This is a genomic window from Stenotrophomonas sp. AS012628 (assembly GCF_010608305.1).
GTDB lineage: Bacteria > Pseudomonadota > Gammaproteobacteria > Xanthomonadales > Xanthomonadaceae > Stenotrophomonas > Stenotrophomonas geniculata.
Map to the genome: position 1 here is coordinate 12,368 of NZ_VMBJ01000027.1, position 22,139 is coordinate 34,506.

The following is a 22,139-nucleotide window of genomic DNA, read 5'->3' on the forward strand; positions in this document are numbered from 1 at the left end:
AAAAAAACCTGCCGCAGCGAGCGGCAGGTTTCTTCCGATGCAGCGCCGTGGATCAGCGCTTCATCGAACCGAAGAACTCGTCGTTGGACTTGGTGTTCTTCATCTTGTCGAGCAGGAACTCCATCGCAGCCATTTCATCCATCGGATGCAGCAGCTTGCGCAGGATCCAGATCTTCTGCAGCAGTTCCGGCTCGATCAGCAGGTCTTCGCGGCGGGTGCCCGAACGGTTGATGTCGATGGCCGGGAACACGCGCTTTTCAGCGATACGGCGGCTCAGGTGCACTTCGCTGTTGCCGGTGCCCTTGAACTCTTCGTAGATCACCTCGTCCATCTTCGAGCCGGTGTCGACCAGCGCGGTGGCGATGATGGTCAGGCTGCCGCCTTCTTCCACGTTGCGCGCGGCACCGAAGAAGCGCTTCGGGCGGTGCAGGGCGTTGGCGTCCACGCCACCGGTCAGCACCTTGCCCGAGCTCGGCACCACGTTGTTGTAGGCACGGGCCAGGCGGGTGATCGAGTCGAGCAGGATCACCACGTCCTTCTTGTGCTCGACCAGGCGCTTGGCGCGCTCGATGACCATTTCGGCCACCTGCACGTGGCGCGCGGCCGGCTCGTCGAAGGTCGAGCTGATGACCTCGCCGCGCACGGTGCGCTGCATTTCGGTCACTTCTTCCGGGCGCTCGTCGATCAGCAGCACGATCAGGTGCACGTCCGGGTGGTTGGTGGTGATGGCAGTAGCGACCTGCTGCATCATCATGGTCTTGCCGGCCTTCGGCTGCGACACGATGAGCGAGCGCTGGCCCTTGCCCTGCGGCGCCATCAGGTCGAGGATGCGGCCGGTGATGTCTTCCGACGAACCGTTGCCACGCTCCAGGGTGAAGCGGCGGCGCGGGAACAGGGCGGTCAGGTTCTCGAACAGCACCTTGTTCTTCGACGCTTCGATCGGCTCACCGTTGATGGTGTCGACGATGTTCAGCGCGAAGTAGCGCTCGCCGTCCTTCGGGAAGCGGATGCGGCCGGAGATGTGGTCGCCGGTGCGCAGGTTGAAGCGGCGGATCTGGCTGGGCGAGATGTAGGTGTCGTCCGGGCCGGCCAGGTAGCTGGCTTCGGCCGCGCGCAGGAAGCCGAAGCCGTCCGGCAGGATTTCCAGCACGCCGTCGGCGGCGACGCCGTCACCGTGGCGGGTCAGCACCTTCAGCAGGGCGAAGATCACATCCTGCTTGCGGGCGCGGGCCACGCCTTCGGAGATCTGCAGCTGCTCGGCGATTTCCAGCAGCTTCTGTGCCGGCATGCGCTTGAGGTCGCTCAGCGAGTAGACCGGGAAGCCCTCGGGCACGTTGGCGTGCGGGCGCGGCACGAACGGCTGCTGCTCGCCGCCGTCGTTGGGCAGGCCATCGTCGCGGAAGCGGTTGTTGCGGTCACGGTCGCGGCGGTTGCGGAAGCGGTCGCGGCGGTTGCCCTGGCCTTGCCCCTGGCCCTGCTGGCCGTTCTGGTTGTACGGGTTCTGGCCCTGGTTCTGGCCGCCCCCCTGGTGGTTCTGCTGGCGCGGCTGGCCGGATTCGCGACCCTCACCGCCTTCGCCGCCGCCACTGCTGGCAGGGGCCTCGGCGGCGGGCGCGCTCGGTGCGGGGGCAGCAGCCGGTGCCTCGGGCGCGGCGGCCAGCGGCAGGGTCGGCTGCGCCGGAGCGGCGCTGGTTTCGGCGGCTGCCGGGGCGGCGGCCTTGCTCACGCGGGGCTTGCGCACGCGCTTTTCGGCGGGCGCATCGGCGCTGCCGGTTTCGGAAGTGTTATCGGACAAGAGCGTTATTCCTCGCTTGAAGGTGCGAGCGCCCGGCTGGGGCGGCGAACGTTGGGAATGGGTCTGGAGGAAACTGCGTCCAGAGGGTGCGGCACGCGAACGCGGCCGGATATGCCGACACTATCATCGGCCTGCGGCGCCGTGCAAGGGCTGCCGGGAACAGCATTCATCATGGGCGCGGGGCGCCCGCCGGCAGCCGCGGTCGGCGGCTGCCGGAGAACAGCAGCAATCAGGCCAGGGCCTTGTCCAGCAGGCCGGCCAGCTGGGCCTTGCCCACCGCACCGATCTGCTCGCCAACCTTCTCGCCGTCCTTGAACACGACCAGGTACGGAATCGAACGCACGTGGTACTTGGCGGCCAGCGCACGGTTGTGGTCGACGTTGACCTTGGCGATCTTGGCGCGGCCCTGGTAGGCATCGGCCAGCTCGTCCAGCGCCGGGGCGATCATCTTGCACGGGCCACACCACTCGGCCCAGAAATCGACCAGCACCGGTTCCTTGGAATTCAGCACTGCACTATCAAAGTCGGCGTCGCCGACATGTACAACCTTGTCGCTCATCTTGGTTTCTCGTCTTGGATTGCACCCGGCCATGCCGGAGGTGGGTGAACTGGGCCATGCCCGGTGGCGCGACCCTCGTCGTTGCCTCGCGGCGCACTGCCGCGGTGCGTTCGGCGGGATGCCTGGACGCTCACGGCCGGCAGTGTACCCCTATCGCAGGGCAGGGACAGGCGCCGGCTGGAACCCAGCGTATCGTGATCGCTTCGATGCCTGGTATGTGTCGGATTTCACTGTCTTCCTGTACATGGGGCTGGCAGTGGGCGACACCAGCGGGCCTGGCAGGGCCGTTCAAGTCCGGTGTGGCTGGGTGAAGGGCGCCGTCTCTTGACTTTATGAGACAGGTCATTCCGGTTTGCTGGCCCGAGTGCGTTAAACTGGGGCATTGTGCGGCGCGCGGACCGGGTGGTCCCAGCCTGCCAACCCGCCGCAGGGGCCGCAGTTTGCGACGGTGCCCCTAGACGCTGAAGTGCCAGCCGCCCCACGGGCCGGCGGCCATACCAAGACGGACTCATGAGCGACAAACCGCTGACCGATTTGACCTTTTCCTCCTTCGAGCTGCACCCGGCCCTGCAGGCCGGTCTTGAAGGAGCCGGATTCACCCGTTGCACCCCGATCCAGGCGCTGACCCTGCCCGTCGCGCTGCCCGGTGGTGATGTTGCCGGCCAGGCTCAGACCGGCACCGGCAAGACCCTGGCCTTCCTGGTCGCTGTCGTGAATCGCCTGCTGACGCGTCCGGCCCTGGCCGACCGCAAGCCGGAAGATCCGCGCGCGCTGATCCTCGCCCCGACCCGCGAACTGGCCATCCAGATCCACAAGGATGCGGTCAAGTTCGGTTCCGATCTGGGCCTGCGTTTCGCGCTGGTCTACGGCGGCGTGGATTACGACAAGCAGCGCGAACTGCTGCAGCAGGGCGTGGACGTGATCATCGCCACCCCGGGCCGCCTGATCGACTACGTGAAACAGCACAAGGTGGTGTCGCTGCACGCCTGCGAGATCTGCGTGCTGGACGAAGCCGACCGCATGTTCGACCTGGGCTTCATCAAGGACATCCGCTTCCTGCTGCGCCGCATGCCCGAGCGCACCACCCGCCAGACCCTGCTGTTCAGTGCCACCCTCAGCCATCGCGTGCTGGAGCTGGCCTACGAGCACATGAACGAGCCGCAGAAGCTGGTGGTCGAAGCCGAGACCATCACCGCCGCGCGCGTGCGCCAGCGCATCTACTTCCCGGCCGACGACGAGAAGATCCCGCTGCTGCTGGGCCTGCTGTCGCGCAGCGAAGGCGCGCGCACCATGGTCTTCGTCAACACCAAGGTGTTCGTCGAGCGTGTGGCGCGTTCGCTGGAAAAGGCCGGCTACCGCGTGGGCGTGCTGTCCGGCGACGTGCCGCAGAAGAAGCGTGAGAGCCTGCTCAACCGCTTCCAGAAGGGCCAGCTGGAAATCCTGGTGGCCACCGACGTGGCTGCGCGCGGCCTGCACATCGACGGCATCAAGTACGTCTACAACTACGACCTGCCGTTCGATGCCGAAGACTACGTGCACCGCATCGGTCGTACCGCGCGCCTGGGTGAAGAGGGAGACGCGATCAGCTTCGCCTGTGAGCGCTATGCAATGGGCCTGCCGGACATCGAGGCCTATATCGAGCAGAAGATTCCGTCCGAGCCGGTGACCAAGGAACTGTTGACCCCGCTGCCGCGCCCGGAACGCCCGGCCCCCGCAGCAGGCGAGGAAGGCGAGGACAACGAAAGCGTCGGCCAGATCTTCCGCGAAGCGCGCGAAGCCCGCGCCGCCGAGGAAGAGCGTCGGGGCGGTGGCCGTAGTGGCGGCCGTTCAGGCGGTGGTGGCCGTGGTGGTCGCGACGGTGAGCGCAGCGGCGAGCGCCGTTCGCGTGGCCCGCGCAAGCCGCGCGTGGAGGGCGAACAGGGCGCTGCCGCCCCGGCCGCCGGTGCCGAAGGCGCCGTTGCCCAGGCCCCGCGTCCGCCGCGCCCGCCGCGCGCCGAAGGCGCACCGGAAGGTGCGGTGGACGGCGAGCACAAGCCGCGCAAGCGCCGTCGTCGTCGCCACGGCCGTCCGGTCGAAGGTGCCGAGGGCGTGCAGAGCGCTGCCGGCAATGGCGCCAGCCCGGTCACCCCGGTGCAGGTGGTGGCCAAGCCGGTGCGTACCGCCGCTGATACCGGTGATTCGTTCCTGACCCGCATCGGCCGCAAGATCCGCCGGATGCTGTCGGGCAACTAAGCCGCCGATGGTGGGTGCGGACCTTGGTCCGCACTGAGCCGAGCATGGGCTCGGCTCTACAGCCCCCATGCCGCCCTGTAGAGCCGAGCCTACGCTCGGCTGCTCCCGCGGCTATCACCAATCGCGCCACCATCTCCACGACGTCGCGCCGGTCCTGCATAATCGGGGCATGAGTGTCCTGCGCTTCGACAATGTCAGCAAACAGTACGCCGGTGGCCACGAGGCACTGACCGATGTCAGCTTCGAGGTCGCGCCGGGCGAGATGCTGTTCGTCACCGGCCATTCCGGTGCGGGTAAAAGTACGCTGCTCAAGTTGATCCACCTCGACGAGCGGCCCAGCCGCGGCGCGGTGGTGTTCGACGAGCGCAACCTGCTGAAGGTGCGCGGCGGCGACGTGCCGCGCCACCGACGCGCGGTGGGGGCGGTCTATCAGGACCACCGCCTGCTGATGGACCGCTCGATCGCCGAGAACGTTGCACTGCCGCTGATCCTGCGCGGTACCCGCCGTAGTGACATCAACAAGCGCGTGCGCTCGGTACTCGAGCGGATGGGGCTGGGCCATCGCGAGAAGGCGCTGCCCTCGCAGCTGTCGGCCGGCGAGCAGCAGCGCGTCGGCATCGCCCGCGCCATCGTCGGCGAACCCAAGCTGCTGGTGGCCGATGAGCCGACCGGCAACCTCGACCCGACCCTGGCCGCGGAGATCATGGCCCTGTTCGCCGAGCTGCCCTCGCGCGGCACCAGCGTGCTGGTGGTCAGCCACGATCTGCCGCTGCTGCGTCGCATGCGCAAGCGCGTGCTGATCCTTGACCACGGCCGGCTGGTGGATGACATCTCGCCGCAGGACCTGGCGGAGTAACGCATGGCGAAGAACGAAAACAGCGAAGCCGCCGCGCCCTCGCGCGTGGGCGTCTGGTTCCAGCACCACGTGCACAGCGTGGTGTTCAGCCTTGGCCGCGCCTGCCGCAAGCCGTGGGCGACCCTGCTGACGGTGATGGTCATGGCGCTGGCACTGGCCCTGCCGCTTGGACTGTCGATCGCGCTGGACAACCTCAAGCAGTTCGCCGGCAGCGTGCAGCAGTCGCGCGACATCAACGTGTTCCTGAAGGGCAACGTCGATGGTCCCGGCGCACTGCGCCTGGCCGGCCGGCTGCGCGACCGCGACGACGTGGCCGAAGTGAAGGTGCGCACGCCCGAGCAGGGCCTGCAGGAACTGCGCGATGCCGGCCTCGGTGAGGCGATCGACGCACTCAACGACAATCCATTGCCCTCGCTGCTGGTGATCACCCCGGGCCAGGGCAAGGACGACGCACGCCTGGCGCGCGCGCTGGAGAGCCTGCCCGAGGCCGACCTGGTGCAGCACGACGCACTGTGGCGCCAGCGTCTGGATGCCTGGCTGGCGTTCGGCGCACGGCTGGTGCAGGTGCTGTCGGTACTGCTCGGCGTGGGCGCCGCGCTGGTGGTCGGCAACACCGTGCGCCTGGATATCCAGGCGCGTCGCGAAGAGATCGGCGTGCTGCAGCTGCTCGGCGCCAGTGATGGCTTCATTCGCCGCCCGTTCCTGTACCTGGGCGCGTGGTATGGACTGGGTGCCGGCGCGGTGGCGCTGGCCCTGATTGCTGCGGCCGGCGCCGCCCTGCGCGTGCCGCTGGCCGAACTCTCGCGCAGCTACGGCAGCCCGTTCGTGCTGCATGGCCTGGACCTGCTGCATGGCAGCCTGGTCCTGCTCGGCACGCTGCTGCTGGGTTGGCTGGGCGCGTGGCTGGTGACCGGCCATTTCCTGCGCCAGACCCGCCCGACCGACACCTGAGACCGGCATGCAACCGCAAGCGCTGAAGCACCTTGAAGGGCCCGCGACGCGGGTGATGGTGGTCGACGGGTCGAAGCTGGTCCGCAAGCTGATCGCCGACGTCCTGCAGCGTGACCTGCCTGGCGTGGAGGTGATCGGCTGCGACAGCATCGAAGACGCGCAGCAGGCGCTGGCGCAGGGCCCGGTCGACCTGGTGACGACCTCGCTGACCCTGCGCGATGGCGACGGCCTGGCGCTGGCGCGGATGGTGCGCGAAGCGGCGGGCCAGGCCTATGTGCCGGTGATCGTGGTCTCCGGCGATGCCCAGCAGCACCTGGAGCAGCGCCGCTTCACCGAGTACGTCACCGACTATTTCGACAAGGCGCTGGGCCACGAGGCACTGGCGACCTTCGTCCGTGGTTATGTGCAGCCGCAGACCATTCCCGGCGCCACCATCCTCTATATCGAGGACAGCCGCGTGGTCGCCGAGGCCACCAAGCGCATGCTTGAGCGACAGCAGTTGAACGTGCTGCACGTGGTCAGCGCCGAAGAGGCGTTCACCCTGCTCACCGCCGAGTCGCTGGGCCGCAGCCGCCACCGCATCGACCTGGTGCTGACCGACGTCACCCTGAAGGGCGAGCTGAGCGGCCGCGACGTGGTGCAGCGCGTGCGCGTGGACTTCGGCTACGGCAAGCGCCGCCTGCCGGTGCTGGTGATGACCGGCGATGGCAACCCGCACAACCAGACCGGGCTGCTGCAGTCCGGCGCCAACGACCTGGTGCTCAAGCCGATTGAAGAACGGCTGCTGGTCACCAAGGTGCTGTTCCAGCTGCGCCTGGCCCGATTGAACGATGGACCCCTGATTCGATGATGGATGAAGTAGCCGGCACCCCGACGATCCAGCTGGAACCGAGCTGGAAACAGCATGTCGGCGATTACCTGATGCAGCCGCAGATGCGTGAGCTGTCCAGCTTCCTGCGCCAGCGCAAGGCCAGTGGTGCGGCGGTGTTCCCGCCCGGTCCGCAGATCTTCGCCGCGTTCGATGCCACGCCATTCGAGCAGGTGAAGGTGGTGATCCTCGGCCAGGACCCGTACCACGGCCGTGGCCAGGCGCATGGCCTGAGTTTCTCGGTGCCGCCGGGCGTGCCGGTGCCGCCGTCGCTGCTGAACATCTACAAGGAAATCGAGAGCGATCTCGGTATCCCGCGCCCGGACCACGGCTGCCTGATCCCGTGGGCGCAGCGCGGCGTGCTGCTGCTCAATGCCGTGCTGACCGTGGAAGAGGGCAAGGCCGGTGCGCACCAGGGCCGTGGCTGGGAGGGCTTCACCGACCACGTGGTGGACGTGCTCAACCGCGAGCGCGAAGGCCTGGTGTTCATGCTCTGGGGCGCCTATGCGCAGCAGAAGGGCAAGGTCATCGATACCCGTCGCCATCGCGTGCTGAAGTCGCCGCACCCGTCGCCGTTGTCGGCCCACCGTGGCTTCCTGGGTTGCCGGCATTTCTCGATGGCCAACGAGTACCTGCAGCGTCGCGGCCAGGCCCCGGTCGACTGGTCGCTGCCGCCGCGTTCGGCGCTCTGAGCGGCGGTGCCGGTCCGGGGCTGAACGCCGGGCAACGTTTCCGGCCCTGAATGGGCGTCCGGGGACGGCCTGTTCAGCTAACCTTGACCGGAATCGGCCGGTTTCCGGCAGGTAATTGCTTGAATTCCAAGGGATTGTGAATCCCGAAAAGCGCGCTCGCCACTGTCATCAAATCGCGCTACGGTAGGGCTCTGTTTGGGACCAGTGTTGCATCAATAGGATGCTGGAACTTTTTCCTCCTTTAGCAGTCCAAATCCCGGACTGCTAAGATGGGTGCCTATGAGCCAGAACACCTCTACTGCCCTTGTGGCAAACAATCTCCCGATTCCCAGTGCGCTCGGTTCGCTGGACGCCTACATCGGTGCCGTGCACCAGATCCCGGTGCTGTCGGTCGATGACGAACAGGACCTGGCCCGTCGCTTCCGCGACGGCAACGATCTGGACGCCGCCCGCGAGCTGGTGCATTCGCACCTGCGCTTCGTGGTGCACGTAGCCCGCGGCTACAACGGCTACGGTCTTGCACTGGGCGACCTGATCCAGGAAGGCAACATCGGCCTGATGAAGGCGGTCAAGCGCTTCGACCCGGACATGGGCGTGCGCCTGGTCTCCTTCGCCGTGCACTGGATCCGTGCCGAGATGCACGAGTTCATCCTGAAGAACTGGCGCATCGTGAAGGTCGCCACCACCAAGGCGCAGCGCAAGCTGTTCTTCAACCTGCGCAAGTCGAAGACGCGCCTGGGCTGGATGAACGCGGCGGAAGTCAGCGCCGTCGCCAAGGACCTGAACGTGTCCGAGCGCGAGGTCATGGAAATGGAATCGCGCCTGTCCGGTCGCGATATCGGTTTCGATGCGCCGACCGACGAGGACAACGAACACGCGCCGCCGTCGCCGGCCGCGTTCCTGGTTGCCAACGACGAAGATCCGTCGATGGCCTACGAACGTGCCGACAGCGAAGACAACCAGATGCAGCTGCTGCGCGAAGGCCTGGCCGAGCTGGATGCGCGTTCGCGCGACATCATCCGCCGCCGCTGGCTGGATGCCGACAGCAAGGTGACGCTGCAGGAACTGGCCGACGAGTACGGCGTGTCGGCTGAGCGCATCCGCCAGGTCGAGGCGAACGCGCTGAAGAAGATGAAGGCGCTGTTCACCGCGTAAGGCGGGATGGCGTTGAAGCAATGAAAAGGCCCGGCACTGCCGGGCCTTTTTCGTTTGTGGGGCTTAGCCACGCATGGCGTGGCTCTACTCTGACGCCAGAGCGGTGATTGTGCCGACCGGGTCATGTGCTGGATGCTGATGTTCACGCCGTACCACGCAGTGGCACGGTATGATCATGCCACGCGTCTTCCGCACACGAAGTTTCAATCGCAGTATGCGTAGGACCACCCTGTCCGACGCTGCGCTGTACCGGTCGGTACGTGAAATGGAAGCGGGTCTGGTGGATGCTGATCTTGGCGGCGGAATCTTCAAGAAGCGCGTTCCGTTGCCGGGGCGAGGAAAGCGTGGGAGCGTTCGAATCATCGTCGCCACACAGCGAGGCGGGCATTGGTTCTTCCTTTTCGGCTACGAGAAGAATGAACGTGCTGCGATCACGAATGCGGAACGGGATGCGCTGCAGTTGTACGCATCGGAGTTCCTGAGAATGAGTACGGCGCAGCTGAATCGCGCCGTGGAGTACGGGGATCTACAGGAGATCGGCCATGACGAAGACCCCTGAGCGACGGCGCGCGAAAAGTGCGCTTCTTGAAGCGGTGCATGATGCTGCTGTGAGTCTGCACGCGCATGGCTTCATCGACAAACGTCGGTTGAGCAGCTACGAAGCACTTTGCCTTGAGCCGGTCCCTGAGTACAGCAGTGCCCAGATCCGTGCCCTGCGTACGTCACTGCAGCTCAGTCAGCCGGTCTTTGCGGGGGTTCTCAATACCAGCGTTTCCACCGTACGCAGCTGGGAGCAGGGCGAAAAGAAACCCAGCGGACCGTCACTGAAGTTGCTTAACCTGATTGATCGGAAGGGTCTCGAAGCAGTCCTGTAAAGCAAAGGCCCGGCAATGCCGGGCCTTTGCTTTACCGTGGTATTCAATCCGCGCCATGCATGGGAGCGGGGGAGCCTCACCCCTCGCGTGCGATCGCGCGCCAACCAATGTCGTTGCGGTGGAATTCGTTGGCCCAGGTCACCTTGGCCACGCCGGCATAGGCGTTGGCCTGCGCGTCGCGCACGCTGTCACCCAGCGCCGCCACGCACAGCACGCGGCCGCCGGCGCTGACCACCTGGCCCTGCGCGTCCAATGCAGTCCCCGCATGGAACACCTTGGCACTGGCCGGCACGTCGTCCAGGCCGGAAATCACGTCACCGGTGATCGGCGCTTCCGGGTAGGGCTTCGCGGCCAGCACCACGCCCAGCGACGGGCGTGCGTCCCACTGCGCCTGCACCTGGTCCAGGCGGCCATCGATGGCGGCTTCCACCAGCTCGACCAGATCCGACTGCAGGCGCAACATCACCGGCTGGGTTTCCGGGTCGCCGAAGCGCACGTTGAATTCGATCACCTTCGGCGCGCCGCTGGCGTCGATCATCAGGCCCGCGTAGAGGAAACCGGTGAACGGGATACCGTCGGCAATCATGCCCTGCACGGTCGGGTTCACCACCTCGCGCATCACGCGTGCATGCACCTCCGGCGTCACTACCGGCGCGGGCGAATAGGCGCCCATGCCACCGGTGTTCGGGCCGGTGTCGCCGTCGCCGACGCGCTTGTGGTCCTGCGAGGTGGCCATCGGCAGCGCATGCACGCCGTCCACCATCGAAATGAAGCTGGCTTCCTCACCATCGAGGAACTCTTCGATCACCACGCGCGCACCGGCATCGCCGAACGCGTTGCCCGACAGCATGTCACGCACGGCATCTTCGGCTTCGGCCAGGGTCATCGCCACGATCACGCCCTTGCCGGCAGCCAGACCATCGGCCTTGACCACGATCGGCGCGCCCTTCTCGCGGATGTAGGCCAGGGCGGCATCCACCTCGGTGTGCACGGCATAGAACGCGGTGGGGATGTTGTGGCGGGCCAGGAAGTCCTTGGCGTAGGCCTTGCTGCCTTCCAGCTGCGCGGCGGCGGCAGTCGGCCCGAAGATGCGCAGGCCGGCGGCGCGGAAGCGGTCGACCACGCCGGCCACCAGCGGTACTTCCGGGCCGACCACGGTCAGCGCCACGCCTTCGGCCTGGGCCAGCGCCAGCAGGCCGTCGATGTCGGTCACTTTCACCGCCACGTTGCGGCACTTGTCTTCGCTGGCGGTGCCGGCGTTGCCGGGCGCCACGATCACTTCGGTGACACGGGAGGACTGGGCCAGCTTCCATGCCAGGGCGTGTTCGCGGCCGCCAGAGCCGATGACAAGTACGTTCATCACGAGATTCCAGATTGCGTGGGAAGGGAAGATCGATATCCCCGGCGGCGCGCGTGGCTCACTCGCAGCCTTCGCGTCGCAGTGATTCGGGGAAGGAATAGGCCCAGGTCTTCGGGTCCAGGGTAAAGCGGTGTTCCTGCCGGACCTGCTTGCCACCGCAGGTGGTGCCGGTTTCCTCGATCAGCAGCGGCCAGATGCGCGCGCTGCGATCGCTGTCGTCGAAACGCAGGGCGAAATCGATGCTGAAGCGACGGGTACGGCAGTCCTCGACAGTCTCCGGGTCGCTGCTGGCGCCCAGGTTGTCGCACTCGTACTGGGCGTCATTGTCGATATGGCTGCGCACGCTGCCACTGGACACCAGGCCGTTCGGGCCTGGCAGGATCAGCGACTGCGAGAGCAGCGAGAAGCCCTGCCCGAACCAGCCGTCCTCGACGCGGAAACCATAGAAGTCGCTGCCTGCGCGGATGATGCTGGCGGTGCCGGGCTGGCCGCCGCTGCCAAAGCGTTCGCCAGTCAGTTCACTGGTCACGTCGAAGCCCTCGCCCTTCGGATGCAGCACGAAGAAGTCGATCATGCCTGCGTCGATGTGCGCGCCTTCGGACAAAGCACCGCAGACCGCCAGCAACTGCTGCCAGCTGTCACCGCTCACCACCGGTTGCTCGGCGCAGACGTGCCAGTCCATCGGGCGGGTTTCGCCGTCGTCGTTCCAGCTGCCGTGCCATTGCCCCGAGAGCCTGGCGTTCTTGCCGTAGCGCTGGACCAGGAAGGCCTGCAGCCGCGCGGTGCGGCTGACCTGCGCCGTTGGCTCGGCAGGGGCCGCGGGGGCGGCCTGCGGCCACGGCGCAGGCGCGGGAGCCGCTGCAGGCTTGCACCCGGCCAGCACGGCCGCGCCCGTGAGGGCGAGCACGGCCAGCGGTTTCATCGAAACTGCGGACATCCGTGTCGCTCCAGGATCAGTGGCGGAAGTGGCGCACGCCGGTGAACACCATGGCCAGGCCGTGTTCGTCGGCGGCGGCGATCACTTCGGCATCGCGCATCGAACCGCCCGGCTGGATCACCGCCTTGATGCCGGCGGCAGCAGCGGCGTCGATGCCGTCGCGGAACGGGAAGAACGCGTCGGAGGCCATCACCGAACCCTCGACCACCAGGTTCGCATCGGCGGCCTTGATGCCGGCGATGCGCGCCGAATAGACGCGGCTCATCTGGCCGGCGCCGACACCGATGGTGCGGTTGTCCTTGGCATAGACGATCGCGTTGGACTTCACGAACTTGGCCACCTTCCAGGCGAACAGCAGGTCGGTGAACTGCTTGTCGGTCGGTGCCAGCTTGCTCACCACCTTCAGCTCATCGCGGGTCATGCCGCGGTTGTCCGACGACTGCAGCAGCAGGCCCGAGCCGACGCGCTTGCTGTCGAAGTTGTTCAGGCCGTCGCCGTGCGGGATGCGCAGCACGCGCACATTGGCCTTCTTCTGCGCGTACTCCAGCGCGGCCGGCTCGTAGTCCGGGGCGATCAGCACTTCGACGAACTGGCGGTCCAGGATCACCTTGGCGGTGGCGGCGTCCAGCGGCGTGTTGAAGGCGATGATGCCGCCGAAGGCGCTGGTCGGGTCGGTGGCGTAGGCCAGCTCGTAGGCATCGCCGTTGCCGGCACCGACGGCCACGCCGCACGGGTTGGCGTGCTTGACGATCACGCAGGCCGGCGCCTCGAACTGTCGCACGCATTCCCACGCCGCATCGGCGTCGGCCAGGTTGTTGTAGCTCAGTTCCTTGCCCTGCAGCTGCTGGAACGTGGCCAGCGTGCCCGGCACCGGGTACAGGTCGCGGTAGAAGGCGCCGCTCTGGTGCGGGTTCTCGCCGTAGCGCAGGTCCATCACCTTCACGAAGGTGGAGTTCATCTGCGCCGGGTACTCGGCACGGGCCGGCACGGCGGCGTCGGTGGCGGTGACCGCCGACAGGTAGTTGCTGATCGCCGCGTCGTACTGGGCGACGCGGTTGAACGCGGCCACCGAGAACGCAAAGCGGGTGGCGGCCGACAGCTGGCCGTCGTGGGCGTCCAGCGAGGCCAGCAGTTCGGCGTACTGCGACGGGTCGGTGGCCACTGCCACGCGGGCGAAGTTCTTGGCCGCCGAACGCAGCATGGCCGGGCCGCCGATGTCGATGTTCTCGACCGCATCGGCCAGGGTGCAGTCGGCCTTGGCGGTGACCGATTCAAACGGGTACAGGTTCAGCACCAGCAGGTCGATGGCGCCGATGCCGTGCTCGGCCATCACCGCATCATCCAGGCCCGAACGGCCCAGCAGGCCGCCGTGCACCATCGGGTGCAGGGTCTTGACGCGGCCGTCCATCATTTCCGGGAAACCGGTGACGTCGGCCACGTCCTTCACGGCCAGGCCCGCATCGCGGATTGCCTTGGCGGTGCCGCCGGTGGACAGCAGCTCCACGCCGCGTGCCGCCAGCGCAGTGGCCAGCTCGACCAGACCGGTCTTGTCGGAAACGGAGAGGAGGGCCCGGCGGACGGGCAACAGATCAGCAGTCATGGGACAGAATCGGCAGCGGAGCGGGGCCGATATTGTAGGCGGTGGGGGCCCGTGGCGGGCGCTGGAAGGGGTAATTTGCCGTGGCAATCGGTGTAAGGCCGGGTCGGGCACACCGATCCGGCCCGATCCGGAGTCTGGGCTGCGGACCAGAGCCGGGTTGTCGGAATCTGCCAACGATGGGGTAGGCTGTGCCCGCACTGCCAAGGATCAGCGGGTACGGATCATGTCGATCTATGCATTGAAGGGACGTTTCCAGGACCTGTTGCGTCCAGCCGTACGCGGTCTGTTCCGCATGGGGATCACTGCCAATACGGTGACCGTGGCCGCCGCCGTGGCCTCGCTGCTGGTGGCCGCGGCCGTGTGGTGCTGCGCGCCGACCCAGCCTCTGCTGTACCTGCTGCTGCCGTTGTGGATGCTGCTGCGCATGGCGCTCAACGCCGTGGACGGCATGCTGGCGCGCGAATTCGGCCAGCAATCGCGGCTGGGCGCCTATCTGAACGAAGTGTGCGATGTGATCGCCGATGCGGCGCTGTACCTGAGCCTGCTCAGCGTACCCGGCGTGCGCCCGGAGGCGCTGTGGCTGCTGGCCTGGACGGCGGCGCTGAGCGAGTACGCCGGCGTGCTGGGGCTGATGGTCGGTGCCAGCCGCCGCTATGACGGCCCGATGGGCAAGAGCGACCGCGCCTTCGTGATCGGTGCGCTGGGCTTGCTGCTGGCCTTCGGCTGGGGCGGTGCACTGACGGTCAGCGGCGTGGCTGCAGCCATGGCAGTGTTGTGCGTGCTGACGATGATCAACCGCGTCCGTCGCGGACTGCGGGAAGCGGCGGTTTCGCCGAATTAATCAAGCAGATACAAAAAGACAATCAGGAGATTGCATGCGTCAGGCGCAGGAACGGGAATTCCACAGCTTCGACCAGGTACCGCTGTTCTACCGGTACTGGGCGGGCACCACCGCAACCCCGGCCACCAGGGCCATCGTGCTGCTGCACCGCGGCCACGAGCACTCCGGCCGGGTCACCCACCTGGTCGATGAGCTGGACCTGCCCGACACCGCCTTCTTCGCCTGGGATGCGCGCGGCAATGGCCGTTCGCCGGGCGCACGTGGCGATGCACCGGGCTTCCCGGCGCTGGTGCGTGACCTGGACAGCTTCATTGCCCACATCGGCGCCGAGCACGGTATCGCGGTGGAAGACATCGTGGTGATCGCGCAGAGCGTGGGGGCGGTGGTCGCCGCGACCTGGGTGCACGATTACGCGCCGCGCCTGCGTGCGCTGGTGATGGCTTCGCCCGCCTTCAAGGTGAAGCTGTACGTGCCGTTCGCACGCGCTGGGTTGGCGCTGATGCAGAAGCTGCGCGGCAATTTCTTCGTCAACAGCTACGTCAAGCCGCAGTGGCTGACCCACGACCCGGCACGGGTGGAAAGCTATCGTACCGATCCGCTGATCACCCGCCCGATCTCGGTGCGCGTGCTGCTGGGCCTGTACGAAGCGGCCGACCGCATCGTCGCCGATGCGCAGGCGATCAGCGTGCCGGTGCAGCTGTTGGTGTCCGGCTCGGACTTCGTCGTGCATCGTGGCCCGCAGGACCGCTTCTACGAGCGCCTGTCCAGCCCGATCAAGGAGCGCGTGCACCTGCCGGGCTTCTTCCACGACACGCTGGGCGAACGTGATCGCGCGCCGGCACTGGCGCGCATCCGCAGTTTCATCCAGACGCGCTTCGCCGAACCCCTGCGCGAGTTGTCGCGTCGTGACGCACACCGGCATGGTCCGACCTTCGAGGAATCGGAGATCCTGGCCTGGCCACTGGAACGCAACAGCCTGGCCGACCTGCGCTGGCGCGTGGTGCGTGGCGGCCTGCGTTTCGGTGGCACGTTGTCCGAAGGCATCGCGCTGGGCCTGCAGACCGGTTTCGATTCCGGCAGCACGCTGGACTACATCTATCGCGACCAAGCGCGTGGCAAGGGCCCGCTGGGCCGCATGGTCGACCGCAACTATCTGGATGCAATCGGCTGGCGCGGCATCCGTGTGCGCGGCCAGCACCTGCAGGAACTGCTGCGCGATGCTGCGCAGCGACTGCGCGGGCGGGGCACGCCGGTGCGCGTGCTGGACGTGGCCGCCGGCCATGGCCGCTATGTGCTGGAAGCGCTGGGCCAGGGCGAACAGCGCGCCGACCGCATCGTGCTGCGTGATTTCAGCGATCTGAACGTGACCCAGGGCCAGGCCTTGATCGAGCGCCTCGGTGCAGCCGACATCGCCCACTTCGAGCAGGGCGATGCGTTCGATCCGGCGCAACTGGCAGCGGTGGACCCGGCGCCTACGCTGGCGGTGGTATCGGGCCTGTACGAACTATTCCCCGACAACGACGCCGTGCTGCGCTCGCTGCAGGGCATCGCCGCAACCGTACCGGTGGGCGGCTACCTGGCCTACACCGGCCAGCCCTGGCACCCGCAGCTGGAATTCATCGCCCGCGCGCTGACCAGCCATCGAGGCGGCGCCGCGTGGGTGATGCGCCGCCGTACCCAGCAGGAGATGGATGAGCTGGTGCGCCTGGCCGGGTTCGAGAAGGTGGCGCAGCGCATCGATGACTTCGGCATCTTCACCGTGTCGCTGGCGCGCCGGACCGCGTGATGGCGACGCTGGCCGCAACCCCACTGGCCGCGGAAGGGCGCCCCTGGCGGCGCGCCCTGCTGTGGCTGGCTCTGCTGGGTCCGTTCTTCTTCGCCAGCTACGGCTTCGCCAACTGGATGGCTGGTCGCCATCCCGAACTGCCGGTGATGGCGTTCGCCTGGGAGACGCGCATTCCCTTCGTGCCGTGGACGATCGTGCCGTACTGGTCGATCGATCTGTTCTACGCGGTCTCCTTCTTCCTGTGCCGGCAACGTCTGGAACTGGACCGGCATGCGCTGCGGCTGTTCAGTGCACAGCTGATCGCGGTCACTTGCTTCCTGCTGTGGCCGCTGCGCTTCAGTTTCGAGCGGCCGGAGATCGGCGGCGTGTTCGGTTGGCTGTTCGATGTGCTGCTGGGCTTCGACAAGCCGTTCAACCAGGCGCCATCGCTGCACATCGTGCTGCTGATCGTGCTGTGGGTGAAGTTCGCGCAGTACCTGCACGGCGTGTGGCGTTGGGTGCTGCATGTGTGGGCACTGCTGATCGGTGTCTCGGTGCTGACCACGTTCCAGCACCATTTCATCGACATCCCGACCGGGCTGCTGGCCGGCTGGCTGTGCGTATGGCTGTGGCCGGAGCAGGGCACGCCGCCGCTGCGCGCCTGGCGTACTGCGCGTGATGCCAAACGTTGGCGATTGGCCGCGCTGTACCTGCTGGCGGCCGCCGTATTGCTGGTGCCGGTGGTGCTTCTGCGTGGCGCGGCGTTGTGGCTGCTGTGGCCGGGGGTGTCGTTGCTGCTGGTGGCGCTGGCCTATGCCGGGCTGGGTACGGCGGTGTTCCAGAAGCGTGCCGATGGTCGCCTGACCATGGCGGCACGCTGGCTGCTGGCGCCGTACCTGGGCGCGGCCTGGATCAATTCGCGGTTGTGGACGCGACGCGTGCCGCAGCCGTTGCCGGTGCTGGACGGCGTGTGGCTGGGCCGGATTCCCTGCACGGCATTGCCGACACCTTTGGTGGGCGTGGTCGATGCCTGTGCCGAGCTGTCCTGCTGCGCGCCGGGTGCGGCGTACGCCGGTGTGCCGATGCTGGACCTGGTGGTGCCAGAACCGGAGCAGCTGCGCGAGGCAGCCGAGGCCATCGAGCGCCTTCGCACGCACGGGCCGGTGCTGGTGTGCTGCGCGCTGGGTTATTCGCGCAGTGCGGCCAGCGTGGCGACCTGGCTGCTGCGCAGCGGTCGTGCGGCGGGTGCCGATGCGGCGGTGGCGATCGTGCGTGCCGCGCGTCCGGGCATCGTGCTGGGCAAGGCGCACCTGCGTGCGATCACCGTTGCCGCCGGAGACCCTGCATGAGCACCACGCCTGATATTTCGACCATGCAGCTGCTGCTGCGGCAGGGGCGTTGGCCGGCAGGCCTGTCGCTGGGGCTGCTGCTGGTGGCGTTGCTGCTGCTCGGCATCGAGCCCGGGCTGGCGATGCTTGCCGCCGGACTGATGCTGCTCAGCGTGGTGGCAGGCGTCGCCCAGGCCTATCACGCGTGGCGGGTGGCACTCGATGCCAGCCTGCTGCAGCTGCTGCGCGATGAAGGCTTGAATGATGAGGCCGCGGCGCAACGCATCGACCGGCTGCTGCATGACAGTGGCCTGCGCCGCACACCGGGCGCGGAACCGTCGCGGGGATGGGATCTGCGATGGGCCGGCATGCGCCGCCTGCTGCTGCGTCAGTACCTGCTGACGGCGGTGCAGCTGGTGCTGGTGCTGCTGGCCGTGCTGTGGCCGCAGACGTGAACGGGAGGGATGGATGTTCGCCGAACTGATTGCCCGCGCCTGCAGTGGCGCGATCCATGTGGTGACCGGCGCGCGCGCGCTGTGGATCGGCTGCGCGCCGTCCAGCGAGCACCGCGTCTACTACGGCAACCACGCCAGCCACGGTGACTTCGTGCTGATCTGGTCGTCGATGCCACTGGCCCTGCGCCGCCAGGTGCGTCCGGTGGCGGCGGCGGAGTACTGGCAGCGCGACGGCCTGCGCCGCTACCTGATCGACGCGGTGTTCAACGGCGTGCTGGTCGAGCGCGAGGCCGGGCATCGCCAGCAGGACCCGTTGCAGGTGCTGCGCGAAGCGGTCGATGAAGGCTGTTCGCTGATCCTGTTCCCGGAAGGCACGCGCAATGTCGGCGACGAGCCGCTGCTGCCGTTCAAGAGCGGCATCTACCATCTGGCGCGGCAGCGGCCGGAACTGGAGTTCGTGCCGGTGTGGATCGACAACCTGAAGCGGGTGATGCCCAAGGGCCGCTTCCTGCCGCTGCCCTTGTTGTGCACGGCTACCTTCGGTACGCCGCTGCGACTGCAGGCCGACGAGGACAAGGCCGCCTTCCTGGCCCGCAGCCGGCAGGCGCTGCTGGACCTGGCGCCGAATGGAGGTCGTGCATGAGTTTCGTGTTGGATGTATCTGGCGATCTGGCAACGCAGAGTGTCGGCCAGCAGACCGGCCTGCTGTTTGCTGGTGTCGGCGCGGTGCTGGTGCTGGCCACGCTGGTGGCCGAGACCCTGCGCTGGCGCCAGCGCGGCCAGCCCAGTGCAGTCATCGCCAACCTGGTGTCACGCATCCGCGCCTGGTGGGTGATGGCGATCGTGGTCGGGCTGGCGCTGTTCTTCGGACGTGCCGGGGTGATCGTGCTGTTCGCGATCATCTCCCTGTTCGCGTTGCGCGAGTTCATCACCCTGGCGCCGACCCGCTCGGGCGACTACTACGCGCTGCTGGCCGCGTTCTACATCGTCCTGCCGTGGCAGTACTACCTGGTGTGGATCGACTGGTACGGCATGTACACGCTGCTGATTCCGGTCTATGCGTTCCTGTTCCTGCCGATCCTGTCGACCATCGGTGGTGATACCACGCATTACCTGGAGAGGACCGCGAAGGTCCAGTGGGGGCTGATGATCTGCGTGTTCTGCATCTCGCATGTGCCGCTGCTGCTGAACCTGCACGTGCCCGGCCATGATCCGTCGCGCAACGTGTTGCTGTTCGCCTTCCTGGTGATCGTGGTGCAGTCCTCGGACGTGCTGCAGTACATCTGGGGCAAGCTGCTGGGCAAGCACCTGATCGCGCCGAAGCTGTCGCCGTCGAAGACGGTGGAGGGCTTCGTGGGCGGCGTGCTGAGTGCCAGCGCGCTGGGTGCGGCGCTGTGGTGGATCACCCCGTTCACGCCGCTGCAGGCGTTCGGCCTGTCGCTGCTGATCAACCTGATGGGGTTCTGGGGCGGCCTGGTGATGTCGGCGATCAAGCGTGATCGTGGCATCAAGGACTGGGGCCACATGATCGAGGGCCATGGCGGCATGCTCGACCGGCTGGATTCGGTGTGCTTCGCCGCGCCGGTGTTCTTCCATGTGGTGCGGTACTACTGGAAGGCGGGCGGGGGCGGCTGATCCCGCCGGGTCTCCATCCACGCATGGCGTGGATCTACTGGAGCCGGGTGGTTCGGGCATCGGTAGCGCCGGGCCATGCCCGGCGGGCTGCGCTTACGCGCTGATGCCGTATTCCTTCAGCTTCTTGCGCAGGGTGGCACGGTGGATGCCCAGCATCGCCGCGGCGCGGCTCTGGTTGCCTTCGCAGTGGTTGAGCACTTCCACGAACAGCGGGATCTCCATCTCGCGCAGCACGATCTCGTAGACATCGTCCGCATCGCAGCCATCAAGGTCACGCAGGTAGCGGCGCACGGACTGGGCGACGTGTTCACGCAGCGGTGGCCGGGGAGCGCCACGACTGTTGTCAGGACGAGAAAGGACAGCGTTCAAGGGGGTTCCCGATTCGGTTGGCCCGTGCGCGCGGAGCGCGCGGCCGGACGAGGTGGTGGCGGCCAGTCTAGCGCGAGCGTGCCCGGCCTGCCACGGCTGGTCGCCTCACCCCGGTCAGAGGAAGTCGAAGGTGAATGCGACGGTGGATGCAGCAGGCTCCTGTACCCGGAACGCGACGCGCGCGCTCTGGCCCGGTTCCAGCAGGGCTGTGCCGGGGTTCTCACCCAGGTACTGCGCGGGCGTGAACACGCCGCTGCCGATCACCCGGCCATCGGCATCGGACAGTGAGAGGCGCAGGTCTGGCCACGCCTGTGCCCAACGTGCGTCGTTGCGGATGCTGGCCTGCACCTGCAGCACACCGGCCTGCCCGGGCAGCGGCCGGATCTCGCGGCTGGTCATGGTGAACGCCGTGGGTTCGTGCCAGGCCGGCAGGCTGCAGTGCAGGACGCCGCACAGCGTGCCCAGCCACGCGCGGTTGCCGGCGTCGGCGGCCAACCGCGCGCGGTCGGCCAGCACGCTCTGCAGTACCAGCAGCAATGCCAGCCCGGCGACCAGCAGCCAGTGCCAGCGGGGTGCTGGCAGCGTGCGTGCGCGCGTGCTGCCCAGGAAGCTGGGGGCATCACTGGCGGCCGCTGCTGCTTGCACCGCGAGCGGCGCCGGTTCGATGGCCGCTGCTTCATCAACGATGACAACGTCATCGTCGTGTCGCCTTTCTGTCGCCGGTGGGCCTGCCAGGTCGATGGGCTCGACGGGAATCTGCTCCACAGGCGCTGTGTGCCCGGCTTCATCCTGCATGCGCGCATCGGTCGCAGGCGCGGGCTCACCTTCCGGCGCGGTGCGCAGGAAGGTGGCCAGGGGACGGCGCGGTGGGTTCGGCTCGGACATGCTCAGGGCGCGGGCTCGGATCCAGCGGTCATTCAACCACGATCAGGCGCGGCGCACGCCGGTGATGCGCATCCAGTCGCCATCCTGGGTGGCCTGCAGATCGTCGAACCAGGCCGCATAGCGCTGCAGCAGTTCACCTTCCTGGCCATGCAGGATGCCGGACAGGGCGATGCGGCCACCGGCAGCGACGCGCGCGGCCAGCAGTTCGGCCAGCGCATCCAGCGCCGAGGCGAGGATGTTGGCGACCACGATCGGATAGGTCGCGGCCGGTTCGTCCTGCGGCAGGTACACGTGCATGCGGGCCTGTTCGCCGTTGCGTTCGGCATTGTCGGCGGTGGCGACCAGGGCCTGCGGATCGTTGTCCACGCCGATGGCTTCAGCGGCGCCCAGCTTCAGCGCGGCCAGTGCGAGAATGCCCGAGCCGCAACCGAAGTCGAGCACGCGCTGGCCCTGCAGCAGGCCATCGACTGCCAACTGGTCCAGCCAGCGCAGGCACAGTGCGGTGGTCGGGTGGGTGCCCGAACCGAACGCCAGGCCCGGGTCCAGCCGCACCACGGCGGCATCGGCGGCCTGTGCGGCATCGGGCAGTTCATGGTTCCACGGCACGATCCAGGTACGGCTGCCGAAGTCCATCGGCTGGAACTGGTCGATCCAGGCGCGTTCCCAGTCTTCATCCTCGACCGCGCGGAAGCTGCCGCTGCTCCAGTCCAGTTCCGGATCGAAGGATTCCAGTGCGGCCAGCAGCAACAGCGCGTTGCTGTCGGCGGGGAACAGCGCGCTCAGCACCAGCGTGTCCCACAGCGGGGTCTCGCCCACGCCCGGCTCGAGGATGGCCTGTTCGTTGCTGGTATCGGCCTCGGCATCAAGCAGCGTGACGGCCAGTGCGCCGACGTCCTCCAGCGCATTCTCATAGCGGGGCTGGGTAGCTTCGGTGCAACGCAGGGTCAGTTCCAGAAACGGCATGGCGGTGGGGGCAATCGC

22 protein-coding genes are annotated in these 22,139 nt (G+C 67.4%); 14 read left to right on the forward strand and 8 right to left on the reverse strand.

All coding sequences use genetic code 11. The features are described from left to right. Positions 1-52: 52 nt before the first annotated feature. Together rho and trxA are read right to left on the reverse strand one after the other, a co-directional pair. Positions 53-1,795, reverse strand: coding sequence for a transcription termination factor Rho (rho, locus tag G5A07_RS13000; protein WP_029379723.1), 1,743 nt, complete (start codon positions 1,793-1,795; stop codon positions 53-55). A 229-nt stretch (positions 1,796-2,024) separates the two neighbouring features. Further along, positions 2,025-2,354, reverse strand: a complete 330-nt coding sequence (gene trxA / locus G5A07_RS13005) for a thioredoxin (RefSeq protein WP_005411275.1) — start codon at positions 2,352-2,354, stop codon at positions 2,025-2,027. 510 nt (positions 2,355-2,864) lie between these two features. On the opposite strand from trxA, the gene rhlB reads away from it, so the two are divergent. The 8 genes from rhlB to G5A07_RS13045 all read left to right on the forward strand — a co-directional run bounded on the left by rhlB (position 2,865) and on the right by G5A07_RS13045 (position 9,983). Continuing rightward, positions 2,865-4,586: an ATP-dependent RNA helicase RhlB gene (rhlB, locus tag G5A07_RS13010; RefSeq protein WP_010481045.1), complete on the forward strand. Its 1,722-nt coding sequence runs from the start codon at positions 2,865-2,867 to the stop codon at positions 4,584-4,586. Positions 4,587-4,755: 169 nt separating this feature from the next. Further along, positions 4,756-5,442, forward strand: coding sequence for a cell division ATP-binding protein FtsE (gene ftsE, locus G5A07_RS13015; RefSeq protein WP_191863406.1), 687 nt, complete (start codon positions 4,756-4,758; stop codon positions 5,440-5,442). Between the two features lie 3 nt (positions 5,443-5,445). Continuing rightward, complete coding sequence (gene ftsX, locus G5A07_RS13020; RefSeq protein WP_191863407.1) at positions 5,446-6,393, forward strand: permease-like cell division protein FtsX; 948 nt, start codon at positions 5,446-5,448, stop codon at positions 6,391-6,393. 7 nt (positions 6,394-6,400) lie between these two features. Continuing rightward, complete coding sequence (locus G5A07_RS13025; RefSeq protein WP_019338974.1) at positions 6,401-7,243, forward strand: response regulator; 843 nt, start codon at positions 6,401-6,403, stop codon at positions 7,241-7,243. Beyond that, complete coding sequence (ung, locus tag G5A07_RS13030; RefSeq protein WP_019338973.1) at positions 7,240-7,953, forward strand: uracil-DNA glycosylase; 714 nt, start codon at positions 7,240-7,242, stop codon at positions 7,951-7,953. Before G5A07_RS13025 ends, ung begins: the two co-directional genes overlap by 4 nt. Positions 7,954-8,232: 279 nt before the next feature. Beyond that, positions 8,233-9,108, forward strand: a complete 876-nt coding sequence (rpoH, locus tag G5A07_RS13035) for an RNA polymerase sigma factor RpoH (protein ID WP_006473441.1) — start codon at positions 8,233-8,235, stop codon at positions 9,106-9,108. 169 nt (positions 9,109-9,277) lie between these two features. Further along, entirely contained in the window at positions 9,278-9,667 is a 390-nt protein-coding gene (locus G5A07_RS13040) for a type II toxin-antitoxin system RelE/ParE family toxin (protein WP_100064745.1), read from the forward strand. After that, on the forward strand, positions 9,651-9,983 hold the full coding sequence (locus tag G5A07_RS13045; RefSeq protein WP_019338970.1) for a DNA-binding transcriptional regulator: 333 nt from the start codon (positions 9,651-9,653) through the stop codon (positions 9,981-9,983). Before G5A07_RS13040 ends, G5A07_RS13045 begins: the two co-directional genes overlap by 17 nt. 76 nt (positions 9,984-10,059) lie before the next feature. On the opposite strand, the gene purD is transcribed toward G5A07_RS13045, so the two are convergent. The 3 genes from purD to purH are packed head-to-tail and all read right to left on the reverse strand — an operon-like array spanning position 10,060 to position 13,880. Continuing rightward, positions 10,060-11,343 (reverse strand): phosphoribosylamine--glycine ligase, encoded by a 1,284-nt coding sequence (gene purD / locus G5A07_RS13050; protein ID WP_010481051.1) that lies wholly within the window; start codon positions 11,341-11,343, stop codon positions 10,060-10,062. A gap of 58 nt (positions 11,344-11,401) precedes the next feature. After that, a complete protein-coding gene (locus G5A07_RS13055) occupies positions 11,402-12,280 on the reverse strand; it encodes a hypothetical protein (protein WP_191863408.1) in 879 nt (292 codons plus the stop codon). 16 nt (positions 12,281-12,296) lie between these two features. Next, positions 12,297-13,880: a bifunctional phosphoribosylaminoimidazolecarboxamide formyltransferase/IMP cyclohydrolase gene (purH, locus tag G5A07_RS13060; RefSeq protein ID WP_191863409.1), complete on the reverse strand. Its 1,584-nt coding sequence runs from the start codon at positions 13,878-13,880 to the stop codon at positions 12,297-12,299. A 223-nt stretch (positions 13,881-14,103) separates the two neighbouring features. Between purH and G5A07_RS13065 the strand changes: the two genes are divergently transcribed. From G5A07_RS13065 to G5A07_RS13090, 6 genes are read left to right on the forward strand one after another with little or no spacing between them, the layout of a single operon-like run. After that, complete coding sequence (locus tag G5A07_RS13065) at positions 14,104-14,721, forward strand: CDP-alcohol phosphatidyltransferase family protein (protein ID WP_191863410.1); 618 nt, start codon at positions 14,104-14,106, stop codon at positions 14,719-14,721. Between the two features lie 34 nt (positions 14,722-14,755). Then, the gene (locus tag G5A07_RS13070; RefSeq protein ID WP_191863411.1) at positions 14,756-16,507 is read left to right on the forward strand and encodes a bifunctional alpha/beta hydrolase/class I SAM-dependent methyltransferase; all 1,752 of its coding nucleotides are present in this window, start codon (positions 14,756-14,758) and stop codon (positions 16,505-16,507) included. Beyond that, positions 16,507-17,835: a phosphatase PAP2/dual specificity phosphatase family protein gene (locus tag G5A07_RS13075; protein ID WP_053443594.1), complete on the forward strand. Its 1,329-nt coding sequence runs from the start codon at positions 16,507-16,509 to the stop codon at positions 17,833-17,835. The genes G5A07_RS13070 and G5A07_RS13075 overlap by 1 nt, the downstream gene beginning before the upstream one ends. Then, on the forward strand, positions 17,832-18,269 hold the full coding sequence (locus G5A07_RS13080; protein ID WP_010481064.1) for a hypothetical protein: 438 nt from the start codon (positions 17,832-17,834) through the stop codon (positions 18,267-18,269). Before G5A07_RS13075 ends, G5A07_RS13080 begins: the two co-directional genes overlap by 4 nt. A gap of 13 nt (positions 18,270-18,282) precedes the next feature. Beyond that, positions 18,283-18,912: a lysophospholipid acyltransferase family protein gene (locus tag G5A07_RS13085; protein WP_010481067.1), complete on the forward strand. Its 630-nt coding sequence runs from the start codon at positions 18,283-18,285 to the stop codon at positions 18,910-18,912. Beyond that, positions 18,909-19,904 (forward strand): phosphatidate cytidylyltransferase, encoded by a 996-nt coding sequence (locus tag G5A07_RS13090; protein WP_010481069.1) that lies wholly within the window; start codon positions 18,909-18,911, stop codon positions 19,902-19,904. The genes G5A07_RS13085 and G5A07_RS13090 overlap by 4 nt, the downstream gene beginning before the upstream one ends. A gap of 93 nt (positions 19,905-19,997) precedes the next feature. Here the strand turns inward: G5A07_RS13090 and fis are convergent, their stop codons facing one another. The 3 genes from fis to prmA form a co-directional block, all read right to left on the reverse strand. Then, the gene (fis, locus tag G5A07_RS13095) at positions 19,998-20,273 is read right to left on the reverse strand and encodes a DNA-binding transcriptional regulator Fis (protein ID WP_005419706.1); all 276 of its coding nucleotides are present in this window, start codon (positions 20,271-20,273) and stop codon (positions 19,998-20,000) included. A gap of 114 nt (positions 20,274-20,387) precedes the next feature. Next, a complete protein-coding gene (locus G5A07_RS13100; protein WP_191863412.1) occupies positions 20,388-21,158 on the reverse strand; it encodes a DUF3426 domain-containing protein in 771 nt (256 codons plus the stop codon). A gap of 42 nt (positions 21,159-21,200) precedes the next feature. Continuing rightward, positions 21,201-22,121 (reverse strand): 50S ribosomal protein L11 methyltransferase, encoded by a 921-nt coding sequence (prmA, locus tag G5A07_RS13105; protein ID WP_191863422.1) that lies wholly within the window; start codon positions 22,119-22,121, stop codon positions 21,201-21,203. Positions 22,122-22,139: the final 18 nt, after the last annotated feature.